The 10,872-nt window shown below is 48.5% G+C and carries 12 protein-coding genes; 2 read left to right on the top strand and 10 right to left on the bottom strand.

What is annotated here, in order from left to right; all coding sequences use genetic code 11:
• The 9 genes from MRBLPE1_RS23055 to MRBLPE1_RS23095 form a co-directional block, all read right to left on the bottom strand.
• Complete coding sequence (locus MRBLPE1_RS23055) at positions 1–1,125, bottom strand: NADH-dependent flavin oxidoreductase (protein WP_364149692.1); 1,125 nt, start codon at positions 1,123–1,125, stop codon at positions 1–3.
• A gap of 195 nt (positions 1,126–1,320) precedes the next feature.
• On the bottom strand, positions 1,321–2,733 hold the full coding sequence (locus tag MRBLPE1_RS23060; protein ID WP_364149694.1) for an MFS transporter: 1,413 nt from the start codon (positions 2,731–2,733) through the stop codon (positions 1,321–1,323).
• 81 nt (positions 2,734–2,814) lie between these two features.
• Positions 2,815–3,267, bottom strand: a complete 453-nt coding sequence (locus MRBLPE1_RS23065; protein WP_364149696.1) for a MarR family winged helix-turn-helix transcriptional regulator — start codon at positions 3,265–3,267, stop codon at positions 2,815–2,817.
• Positions 3,268–3,418: 151 nt separating this feature from the next.
• Positions 3,419–3,847, bottom strand: coding sequence for a cupin domain-containing protein (locus MRBLPE1_RS23070; protein ID WP_364149698.1), 429 nt, complete (start codon positions 3,845–3,847; stop codon positions 3,419–3,421).
• Positions 3,848–3,897: 50 nt separating this feature from the next.
• On the bottom strand, positions 3,898–4,707 hold the full coding sequence (locus tag MRBLPE1_RS23075; protein WP_364149699.1) for a creatininase family protein: 810 nt from the start codon (positions 4,705–4,707) through the stop codon (positions 3,898–3,900).
• A 27-nt stretch (positions 4,708–4,734) separates the two neighbouring features.
• Complete coding sequence (locus tag MRBLPE1_RS23080; RefSeq protein ID WP_364149700.1) at positions 4,735–5,523, bottom strand: cysteine hydrolase family protein; 789 nt, start codon at positions 5,521–5,523, stop codon at positions 4,735–4,737.
• 23 nt (positions 5,524–5,546) lie between these two features.
• Positions 5,547–6,572, bottom strand: a complete 1,026-nt coding sequence (locus MRBLPE1_RS23085) for an ABC transporter substrate-binding protein (protein WP_364149702.1) — start codon at positions 6,570–6,572, stop codon at positions 5,547–5,549.
• A 36-nt stretch (positions 6,573–6,608) separates the two neighbouring features.
• A complete protein-coding gene (locus tag MRBLPE1_RS23090) occupies positions 6,609–7,421 on the bottom strand; it encodes an ABC transporter permease (RefSeq protein ID WP_364149794.1) in 813 nt (270 codons plus the stop codon).
• 89 nt (positions 7,422–7,510) lie between these two features.
• Positions 7,511–8,314 carry an ABC transporter ATP-binding protein gene (locus MRBLPE1_RS23095; protein ID WP_364149704.1) on the bottom strand — a complete coding sequence of 268 codons (804 nt, stop codon included), beginning with the start codon at positions 8,312–8,314 and terminating at the stop codon, positions 7,511–7,513.
• Between the two features lie 287 nt (positions 8,315–8,601).
• On the opposite strand from MRBLPE1_RS23095, the gene MRBLPE1_RS23100 reads away from it, so the two are divergent.
• Positions 8,602–10,239: a PucR family transcriptional regulator gene (locus MRBLPE1_RS23100; RefSeq protein ID WP_364149706.1), complete on the top strand. Its 1,638-nt coding sequence runs from the start codon at positions 8,602–8,604 to the stop codon at positions 10,237–10,239.
• A 117-nt stretch (positions 10,240–10,356) separates the two neighbouring features.
• Positions 10,357–10,599 carry a hypothetical protein gene (locus MRBLPE1_RS23105; protein ID WP_364149707.1) on the top strand — a complete coding sequence of 81 codons (243 nt, stop codon included), beginning with the start codon at positions 10,357–10,359 and terminating at the stop codon, positions 10,597–10,599.
• 177 nt (positions 10,600–10,776) lie between these two features.
• On the opposite strand, the gene MRBLPE1_RS23110 is transcribed toward MRBLPE1_RS23105, so the two are convergent.
• The coding region (locus tag MRBLPE1_RS23110) for an IS3 family transposase (protein WP_364149796.1) at positions 10,777–10,872 on the bottom strand (96 nt) is incomplete at its 5' end.

Raw genomic sequence — 10,872 nt, forward strand, 5'->3', positions numbered from 1 at the left:
TTAATCGCCTATCGGAAACCAGCCCGGCGTATGGATAATGGCCTGCCAGAGCGGCGTTGGTACAACCAACCGATCTTGATCGTCCTTGCTAAGCGTTGTTTTAATTTCGGATTCTCTTCCCTCTGCGACCTTTTCAACCCAGTCGGGCTCGACGATCAATTCCCGGCCGATGGCAATCAGCTGGATACCTGTATCAAGAGCCTTTACCGCTTCATCAGGCGTTTGAATGGAACCTACTCCGATAATCGGCACTAAATGGCCCGCTCGCTCTTGAATCCATTCGATCCGGGATTTCTTCTCATCTGCGCCGCGTCTCGGCATAGACCAGAATTCCTGCAAGGAAACGTGAAGATAGTCCAGATCCTTCTTAGCAAGCTCATCGACGAGCCGGAATGTATCCTCCATCGTGATCCCCGGTGTCGTCGCTTCTTCAGGAGAAAAGCGGTAGCCGACCAGGAACGGTCCTTTGGCATGGGCCGCAGCGGCACGTTTCACTTCGTCAACCACCGCAAGCGGGAAACGCAGCCGGTTATCAATGCTGCCGCCCCAGCGGTCTTCACGCGTATTCGAATGAGCAGAGAAAAATTGCTGTACAAGGTAACCGTTCGCGCCGTGAATTTCAACGCCGTCAAAACCAGCGGCAACCGCTCTTCTCGTCGTTTCGCCAAAATCACGAATGATTGCTTCGATTTCCGAATCCAACAGCGCTCTTGGGACAACATTCGGGTTTTGCTCGGAAGCAACTGCGCTCGCACTCACGACATCACCGTTAGGCACGAGATTAGGCGGGCATTCCCTCCCCCCATGGAAAATCTGCAGCACCGCCTTGGCACCTTTTTCTTTGATTGACGAGGCCAACCGCCGCAAGCTGTCAATCATTTCATCGCTGTCGCTCCCAAATTCCCCTTGGAAGCCTTTGCCGTTCCGCGATACATAAACGCAAGCCGTTACGACTAGCCCTACGCCGCCCGAACGGCGTTCATAATAACGAAGCTCGGAATCCGATACCGTTCCGTCTTCGTTCGAAGAGAAATTCGTCATTGGAGCCATGACGACACGGTTCTTTAATTGCACCCCGCTTTTAAAACTTATTTCTTCGAATAATGGCAAGTAATTTGGTTTCATTTATTTCATCTCTCCCGTTATGTGCATATGGATCAACAAACTGTAACTTTTTTCAATACTGTAATACTAAATGATACAGTTATAGTTGTCAAGACACAAAAAAGCATTCCAGCCGTTTAGCTAAGAATGCTTTTTATTATGCTTTTACCTTTATAAAATTACTCTTCGCTTTGCTTCATGAGCGTTTTTATTCTTTTACGCCGTTGTAGAAGAGGATTTGCGTTCTTCGAGCTTTGCTTTCAGTCCTCTCTTTCCGCTGAATGCGCTGAAAGAAAAATAATAAATGCAGACAATAACGGCCGCCAGAATAGCTAGCGCAAAAAAGATATTGCTGTAGACGTAGGCCCCGTTATACATGGCAACCGGATTCAAATGGAAGGATGTATCCTTGGCGTCCAGCAGCTTGCCGATCACGCTTGTCGACATCGCGCCCGAGATAAAATTGAGCAGCGACATCAATCCCATCCCTACGCCAATTTGCTCCTTCGAGAGCGTTCTGGAAATCGTGTTGGACATCGCAATCTGCATAAAGGTTTGGCCCGTATTGCCGAAAATCAGTAGAAAGAGAATCAGATACGGCGAAGCTCCCACAAAAACCGAAAGCAAAACGAAGCAGACGAAGCTGAGCGAAATCGCCGCATATACTAAAAATGAATTCCCCTTCTCATCCGCGAGCTTCCCTCCTTTGCGTCCGAGGAAAGCAGAGGTAATCGCAGCCGGAAACATGACAAGACCAATGACGGCAGGAGACAAATGATTCAATCCGGATAAAAACTGCGGCGTTACGAAAGGCATGCCGAAGCTTAATGCGGTTGCGAGAAAGGTAATAAACAAACCCAAGGAATATTTTTTATTGCCGAACAGTTTAGGATGGATAAACGGATCAGCCGCTGTTCTGATGCGAATAATGAATAGAACAAGCAGCACGGCTCCTCCCAAAGCAAGCAACCACTTCCCAAGCGAAATCGCAAGCAGCGACAATGCGACTGCACCGCCTAACAATATGCCTCCCAAAAAGTCTATTTTTTGCGCATTGCCTTTTTGGTTATCTAAATATTTCCGAAAGAATGGCAGTGCCAGCAGCGGGATCAACGATAATAAAAACAGAAAACGCCAGCTGGCAAAGGTCGTTACAAGGCCTGCTACGATAGGAGCCAGCGCGGTGCCGAGCGCAAGTCCGGCAGCAACCGTACCCAGCGCCCTGCCGCGCTTCTCCGGCGAGAAATAACGCACGGGAACAATCATAGCCGTGGCCGGAATAACGGCCGCACCGCTGGCCTGCAGGATCCGGCCAAGCACGATCATCCAATATTCGGTAGCTGTCAGCCCTACGATTGAGCCCAGCGCAAAGAAAATTAATCCGAAGGTTAACAGATCCTTAAGCCGGTATTTGTCGGCCAGCTTGCCGTATGTAACGGAGCCTACCGCATAAACGATCATGTAACCCGTTAGGAGCCAGCTCACCTGCGAGGGCGTAATCCCAAACTCCTTGCTGATGACAGGCATAACCACATTAAACATCGAAGCATTCATAATCGAGAAAACTAACGTAAATGCCAAAATAGGCAAGAGCTTCTCGCCATTATTTTTCACGCCTGCGGCTTCCATCTCCAATAACATCCTTTCTTCTTTTAAATAGTATATCGTTTGAATTCAAACAAAATGACAAAAAAACGCCGGCCCCTTCCTCTATTCGTAAGCTTTAATTATTTTTTTCAGCAATACTTGAAGGGCGGCTGTTTCTTCCTTTGTTAGAAGCTGGTTCGATTTATCCTTTGCTTGCTGCACGGCGCGGGTAGAGAGCTGATGCATCTCTAAGCCTTGTTCCGTCAAGAAAATGCGTTTCATTCTAGCATCTTGATCATGCTCGCGGCGGACGACCCACCCGCGCTTCACCATGCCATTGATGATGCTGGTAACGCTCGACTTATCGATATAAAGCAGCTTCTCCAAATCGGCATTCATTGCGCCTGGCTTCATCGCAAGCAAATGAAGCGACTGGGATTGCTGGGGCGTCATGCCCAGCGGGCGAAGAGCGCCTTCGATTTCACGCCGAATGTTGATGAAGGCGAGCTTAATCAATAAGGTATTGCTGTCCTCTTGCTCCCAAGGAAAACGGGTGATAAAGGATTCTTTTCCCATGCGGAGCCTCACTCCTTAAATTAGTTTGAATTCAAACCAATAGTAAACCGGAGCCATCGGTTTGTCAATTAAAACCTATGGACCGCAAACATCGAATAAGCCTTGCCGCCAAAAGAGGACAACGCTTATTCAACGCTTGTTTCATTCTTGTTTAAACGGCGCGAAGGGCTTTCAGCACCTCCATGTCCCCTTCATCCAAGCTCGCTCTTGGACCTGATTTAATTAAATCCGAGAAGTTCTCATCAGGCATCATTGTCGTCAAGCAATAAAGCCTCTCTGAGCCCGTATTGATAATATCATGATGGTTTCCCGGAGGAACGATGATGAAAGATCCCTGCTTGATCTTTGTCGTGAAGTCACTGACCTTCGCCAGCCCCTCGCCCCTTAGCACATAAAAATATTCATGGGCTTCCCGATGCTCATTCGACGGCGTCCGTCCGCCCGGTTCGAAAATTTCGACGAAGGATGTGAATGGCACCTGCTCCCGGTCACATAGCAGCACAAACTTATTCGTATCTTTCTCTGTTATTTTATAAACGGGACACTCTTCGAAATTTCCGGCAACCAAACCTGGGATCATAAATCATCAGCCTCTCGTTAATAGTAGGTTTTGCCGTCACGCATGTCGGCTCACCTTTTTCTAACCTCTGAAATTTCAAAGTCGCACAGCTCCTCCAGCGCCTTGCTAAGCTTATACGCGACTCTTTCCTGAATGGCTTGCCCTTTGCCCGCGTTTGCCGCAGCCGCATTTCCCGCCACGCCGCTTGCCGAAATATCGGCCATCTTCCAAGCAAACCGAATTTTCCCCTCTAAAGTCAGGAACTCATAATTAGACATATCGGGCAGCTCATTTGGAGCGAGCTCCATCTGAACCCAATCCGGCTTTACCGACAGGACGATGGAAGTCTCGTAATCTCCGCCGTGAATCCCGAACTCCATTTCTTCCGGAGCAATGAGATCCGTCACGTCATTTAAGCTGCCGGGCATCAAGTAGAAGACCATCAGACCTGTTTCGATTCGAATCTCGCGGGCAACCGTATTGAGTAAATCGACATTCCCGCCGTGCGTGTTGAACAACAGCAGCCTGCGGAATCCGCTTGCGAGTACGCTTTTGGCTAAGTCCATAATGATGCCGTGCAGCGTATTCGCCGACAGGGACATCGTCCCTGGAATGCCGATATGCTCATTGCTCTTGCCATAAGGAATCGGGGGCAGCAGCCAAATATTTTTTTCCGCGTTCACCTGCTCAAGCGTCTGCGTAAGGGTCGCCTCGCCAATTAACGTATCCGTAAATACCGGAAGATGGGGACCATGCTGCTCGACCGCTCCGATCGGCAATATGACAAGCGCTTTTTCCTTCGGCAATTCCTCGATCTGCTTGCTCGTTAATCTGGGCAGAAACCTCGTTTGCCAGGCTGCACCTTCATATCGTTGAAACATCGTAATCTCTCCTTCTATTCTTGCAGCCTAGCGATTAGCCGCTTTTTGGTCTGTTATGTTATCCGTCATCCCCGCGATCAGCCTATCAGAGTCTGCAATAAAGCCGTAGCATTGCTGTATATTATAGAGGGCAGCTTCCGTGCAATACGCAGGCGAGCTCGTTGCGCAGCAATCTTGCAGCAATATGCTGTCATAGCCAAGGCAAATGGCATCCTGAAGCGTATGCATCACGCATTGGTCCAGATTCACGCCCGCAAACAGCAGCGTCCGTACGTCCAAGTTACGCAAAATACTATCGAGCGGGGTGTCCCAAAATCCGCTCATGCGATATTTATCGATATAAATATCTTCATTTCCAGCCTCAAGCTCATCCACGAGCGCAGATCCCCAGCTCCCTTTCTCCAGAACCTTTGATCCGCTGCCCGGCAGCGGAGCTCCGATTCCATTGCTTATGCCATCCCTGTTATAGACATGAAGCACGGATGGGGGCAAATTCATTTGGTCCTCCCGGTTTCCCCAATTCAGCCACAGCACCGGAACATCTGCTTCACGGAGCTTGGGCAGCAATCGGTTCAGCCGGTTTACAGGTCCAAGAAGAACCGATGTGTCTACGCCAATGGAATCAAGCCAGCCTCCAGGGGAACAGAAATCATTTTGCATATCAACGATAATAATCGCTGTTCGCTCCAAATCAATTACGACTTCCTGAGGCTTAGCCTCCATCGCCAGGGATTGAACCGGCTTCTGCGTGCGCCGCAGATCGGCTTTCGTCCCGGACACCTTCCAATTATTCTTTTTGTTTCCGATAGGGATCATAAGCGCTCCTCTTCCGCATGGATTTATGGCTTAGCCAAAAACTCGGTCGTAAAAGCTTGGGATACATCCTGCGTTTTCGTTAAGAATTTCACTTCCAGCATTTGTTCAAGCAATTCTTCCCATCTCTCGCCGGTCATGTGCCCGATTCCGTTTGCCGCTGTCTCATCCGTCATAATAAATTCCTTTTGATGCTCGGCTTCGTAATCCATCGCTTCAAGCGTCATATCGGGATTGTACGTCTGAATCAGCGGATTCACCGTTTTGTAATTTTCCAAGTAGTAGCTCCAGCCCTTTTGACTCGCTTGCACGACCGCCTTCACGACCTCGGGATGCTCCTTGATGTAATCTTCTGTCGTAAAAAGCACGTCGGCGTAATTGGCATAACCGGAATCCGCGATTTTAAGTACATCCACATCAATGCCTTGCTGTGCGAGAGCGTAGGGCTCATTCGTAATATAGCCTTGATTCAAGGCATTCTTATTGTTGATGAAATTGATCAATTGGCCTGTATATTTCATCTCCTGCACCTTGGAAAGCTTGTATTTGTTTTTAATGAATTCCCAATAAGGAACGGCCGTTCCGATATATACCGTCTTGTCGTTCAAATCCTCGAATCCGTTAATCTTCTCGCCTTTGTGATAAATCAATACCTGCGGCGTCGATTGGAAGCCCGCCAATATGCCCACCACCGGAATGCCCTGCTCCCTGGCCTTCAAAATCTCATCAGCGTACGAGATACCGAACTCCGCTTTGCCGGATGCGACCATCTGCATGGCAGACACTTCCGGCCCGCCTGGCTGGATGGTCATATCAATACCGCTGTCTTTATAATAGTTTTGCTGCAATGCCGCGAAATAACCGCCATCCTCGCCTTTGGAGAACCATCCTTCAAGCAGCCTTACGCTTGTGCCTGCATCGGCTGCTTCCGCTTCCTCCTCGTTACTGCCGGTTGCCGCAACATTCCCATTCCCGTTGTTTCCGCAGGCTGTAACGGCCAACATCGCAAAAATCAAGCAAGCGGTCATCCAAAGCTTCGTATTCTTCATCATCTCATCCATCCCCCGGTATCATTTGTTTTTTATTGCTTATTTCATTGCAGATTCATGCCAGGATCGCAGCAGTCTGTTGGAAAAATAATTTATAAGAAGAAAGAAAGCAATACCAAGCAGCGATGCCGCTAATCCGCAAGCAAATAGATAGGGCGTCTCCAATCGGGTCGCTGCAACCGTAATCCCGTAACCCAGTCCGCCTTTCCCTCCGCCGATACCCGCGATATATTCACCCACGATGGCACCAACCACCGCACTGGAACAGGATATTTTAAGACCCGCCATCAAGTAAGGCAGAGCTGCGGGAAACCGCAATCTCCAAATGGTCTGCAGCTTCCCTGCATTATAGAGGTAGAACAAATTTTTCATGTTCTGGTCCGTGGAGTTAAGTCCGATGAGCGTATTGGATAGAATCGGGAAAAAGCTGATTAAGAAAGAAATAATAACGATGGCGTTGATTCCGGCGCCGAACCAAATAACGATGATCGGAGCGACTGCGACAACGGGGATGGTCTGGAGAATAATCGCATATGGATATACGCTTTTCTCGACCGTTTTGGACAAGGCCAAAACAATGGCAACCGCGACGCCAAGCACAACGCTCAGCGCAAAGCCGATTAATGCTTCGACGATCGTGGTCGTCACGGAGGTTACCAGATTGGACCAATTATGCACGGCCGACTCCAAAATATCGGATGGCTTCGGCAAAATATACGGCGGTGTGCCAACTAAACGTACGATCAGCTCCCAGCCTCCCGCAAACAGAATAAACACGATAAGCGGCGGGATCATTTGCTTGGCCATCCTGCTCGCCCGGTTTAGACCTTTTGCGAATACACTCTTCAACATGCCCGGATTAGCCGTTACGGCAGAGCTCGTTGAAGGGTTAACCGCCATTTTATCCATCATCGTTCCTGTCCCCTTTCGCCTTCCTGCTGTTAATGCTTTAGCACACCAGAAATTGTGCGAACATACTCGCCAAATTCGGGCCGTGTCCGAAATTCCTCGTCTCTCGGAAAACCAACGGGTATGTCGATGACATCGGAAATTTTCCCTGGCCGCGGGGTCATGACCACCACGCGGGTAGACAAAAACACGGCTTCGAACACATTGTGCGTAATAAACAAAACGGACATCTTTGGATCCTGCTGCCAAATATGCAGCAGCTCATCCTGCAGCGTTTGACGCGTGATTTCATCTAATGCGCCAAACGGCTCGTCCATGAGGAGCAGCTTCGGCCTTGAAATAAGCGCACGCGCTATCGATACCCTCATTTTCATCCCGCCGGAAAGCTCTCTGGGCAGCACCTTCACGTAATCCTTTAAACCGACCAGCTCCAAAACGCGTTCGCCTTCCGCTATCCGTTCTTTCTTCGGAACGCCTCGCAGCGTTAGCGGCAGCGTCACATTATCGATAAGCTTTGCCCATGGCAGCAAGGTATGCTCCTGAAACACAAAGGCGATTTCATTTTGTTTGCGAGCCTCCTTTGCGGAGGTCCCTAAGACTGTCATTTCCCCCGAGGTTGGCGCCGTCAGGCCGGCAATCATATTAAAAACCGTCGATTTCCCGCAGCCAGATGGTCCAACGAAACATAGAAACTCTCCTTCATTCACTTCCAAGTTGGCATGCTGCACGGCAGCTGTACCGTTTGGATATACCTTGCCGACATCCCTTAGCGTAAGCATCGACCCTGAATTCCGCTCTAGTGCGATTTGAGAAGCGCCGTTATGGGCTAGCTGCATTTTGATCTCTTCCCCTCTTCTTTTATTCATTCGCGAATTCGTTGTGAAGTGATTCCAATCATAAGCGCTGCTTGCTTTCATGTAAACATATATGACATAAGTTCGGTTGAAAAAACAATGAAAATGCATTCTTTTTGGAAATTTAACAAAAATCAATTATTTTGTGTTATATTATCTAACATACAAATACCTTAGCAATACTGTTTTATCTGAAAAGCCATTGTTTAGTGATTAGAGTTATACACAATGGCGGGATTAAAACGATAACGGAGCAGGTGAGGTGGGGAATGGAATTATCCGTCAAAGAGGCGCTTCATGTATTTCCCTTATCGGAAGGCAAGCTCGTGGCTGGCGGCGGGGGGATTTCCCGAATCATCAGCGCAATCAATCTGATGGATGCCCCGGATATTATCAATTGGATGAAAGAGGGTGAGCTCCTTCTAACAACCGCTTATGCCATCAAGGATTCACCCGAAGAGTTTGTCCTTTTGCTGCAAAAGCTGCATGAGAGAAATTCAGCCGGGCTTGGGATAAAGCTCGGACGGTATTGGAGCGAAATCCCGGAGGTCGCGCTTCGGGAAGCCGACCGTTTGAATCTTCCGCTCATCGAGCTGCCTTTCGAATTCACATTCTCTGAGCAAATCACCGCCCTGTTCCAAAATGAATTTAAACGAAGCACAAAGCGTTTAAATGATCTGCTCGAAACGCAAAAGAAACTTGTCGACTTTGCAATGAGGGCCGATGAGTATACGCAGTACTTTCCGTCGGTATCCTCCATTCTGGAACATGACATCGCTATTGTCGGAAGCAGCGGTCAGCTGCTTCATAATACGACGGTATGCACGGAGGAGGAGCTGCTCGGGAAGCGGCTGTGGGAAGCCGGCGATAAACCGGTAAAGATGGGCCGCGTTACTTTATCCCGTATTCCACTGCTGAAGAGCGGGAAAACATACGGTTTTCTAATCGTCAGCTCCGCTAACTTGCCGGAGGCCTATGAGAAGGAAGGGCTTTTCCATCAAGCAGCCGTCATTCTCTCCTACCATCTGGAGCAAATACAGGATCAGGAATATGCGGCGGCGGGCAATCGCCTTGGGAAAACGATAGAGCTAATTGTTGAAGGAAGAGCAGCGGAGCATACCCTTGCTGAAGCAGCAATCGGTATGGGCAGCCCTATTTTTGAGGGAGCATACCTTTGTATCACAGCGGACTTGAGCATACATAAAGGAGACATGGATCGGCGATCCAAAATGCTGCGCGATCTTCATGGACGCCTTCGCGAGCATCCAAACGCAGCAGATATCGAATCCCTCCACTTTTATGTCGCAGACCGTCTGCTCAGCTTATTCGCCTTATCCGAAGAAACGGCCAAGAATCTTACGCCAACACGGCAAACCGCGCAAGCCTTTGGCGAAATCATCATTTCCATGTATTCGGCCTCGGAAAAAACAAGCTGCTATGTCAGCAGAGTCAAGCATGGCGCGGATGAGCTGTTAGAGGGCTATCGGGAATGCGTGGAAGCGCAGCGGATCAGCGAGCTGCTAGCCTTCGAAATGCCGGTCATCTTTTTTCCGGATCTGGAGTTCGCCTATTTATTGCGGCATATTCCGCCGGAAATAAGATCCAAATTCGGCGGGCACATTTTGCGGCCGCTCCTGCAAAAGGAGGAAGAATATGCCGCGGAAATGCTCAGAACGCTCGAAACGTATTTTGCGCATCATGGACAAATCAATGACACCGCTAAGGAACTATTTATTCATCGCAATACCGTCATTTACCGCATGGAGAAAATCAGTGACCTGCTTCGCCTGGATCTCAAAAATACGGATCAGCTCCTGCAATTGAAGCTGGCTTTAGCTTTCCGGCACATGGGCGCGATGGAGCCGAAAGGACAGCCCCGCAACAGCCTCTCCGACATTTTTTCCTGATCGAAGCTATCAATCTATTGTTTCATTCGGCGGAAAAGCGGTTATAGACATTAGATATTACTAAGCTGCATATTATTATTTAATAGAATGACATTTACTACTAGGGGGAAAAGAGATATGGAATACATTATGAACAAAGCATTTAAAAACGAGGATGTTTACTTCGACGGCTCTCATTATATCGGCTGCTCCTTTACAGACTGCACCATCCATATCGAGTCGCTCCTATTCAATTATGACCGTTGCACCTTTTCGGGTTCAAAATTCAAGCTAAGCCCTAAACTGCTTATGCTCCAAAACGTCTATTCACTGCTTCCTTCATCCTTTACAAGAAATTCGAACGTACAGGCTTCCGTTTAATGCATAAGCCCGGATGCTATAATAACCGATTAAAAGATAACAGAAAGTGAATGCCTCTGCGCTTCGCTTGCTGTTATTTTTTTGTTGTCGAGTTATTGCGATTAGCAGCCCGACCGCCGGCAAAAAATAAAAAAGCAGGGCCCGTGTGAAGTGACCCCTTAAAGTTAGACAATATTTTTATGCAACCTGTTGGGCATGAGTTCGGTATTGTACCGGGCTCATGCCTTTTAATTTTGACTTGATGCGTTTGTGATTATAGTAATCAATGTATCG

The organism is Paenibacillus sp. LPE1-1-1.1 (genome assembly GCF_040676435.1).
GTDB lineage: Bacteria > Bacillota > Bacilli > Paenibacillales > Paenibacillaceae > Pristimantibacillus.

Excerpts from the sequence above, each read along its gene's own strand:
- MRBLPE1_RS23075 (WP_364149699.1), bottom strand. The coding sequence starts at position 4,707 with ATGTTTCAACGATATGAAGGTGCAGCCTGGCAAACGAGGTTTCTGCCC.
- MRBLPE1_RS23100 (WP_364149706.1), top strand. The coding sequence starts at position 8,602 with ATGGAATTATCCGTCAAAGAGGCGCTTCATGTATTTCCCTTATCGGAA.
- MRBLPE1_RS23080 (WP_364149700.1), bottom strand. The coding sequence starts at position 5,523 with ATGATCCCTATCGGAAACAAAAAGAATAATTGGAAGGTGTCCGGGACG.
- MRBLPE1_RS23090 (WP_364149794.1), bottom strand. The coding sequence starts at position 7,421 with ATGTTGAAGAGTGTATTCGCAAAAGGTCTAAACCGGGCGAGCAGGATG.
- MRBLPE1_RS23085 (WP_364149702.1), bottom strand. The coding sequence starts at position 6,572 with ATGATGAAGAATACGAAGCTTTGGATGACCGCTTGCTTGATTTTTGCG.
- MRBLPE1_RS23065 (WP_364149696.1), bottom strand. The coding sequence starts at position 3,267 with ATGGGAAAAGAATCCTTTATCACCCGTTTTCCTTGGGAGCAAGAGGAC.
- MRBLPE1_RS23105 (WP_364149707.1), top strand. The coding sequence starts at position 10,357 with ATGGAATACATTATGAACAAAGCATTTAAAAACGAGGATGTTTACTTC.
- MRBLPE1_RS23060 (WP_364149694.1), bottom strand. The coding sequence starts at position 2,733 with ATGGAAGCCGCAGGCGTGAAAAATAATGGCGAGAAGCTCTTGCCTATT.
- MRBLPE1_RS23055 (WP_364149692.1), bottom strand. The coding sequence starts at position 1,125 with ATGAAACCAAATTACTTGCCATTATTCGAAGAAATAAGTTTTAAAAGC.
- MRBLPE1_RS23070 (WP_364149698.1), bottom strand. The coding sequence starts at position 3,847 with ATGATCCCAGGTTTGGTTGCCGGAAATTTCGAAGAGTGTCCCGTTTAT.
- MRBLPE1_RS23095 (WP_364149704.1), bottom strand. The coding sequence starts at position 8,314 with ATGCAGCTAGCCCATAACGGCGCTTCTCAAATCGCACTAGAGCGGAAT.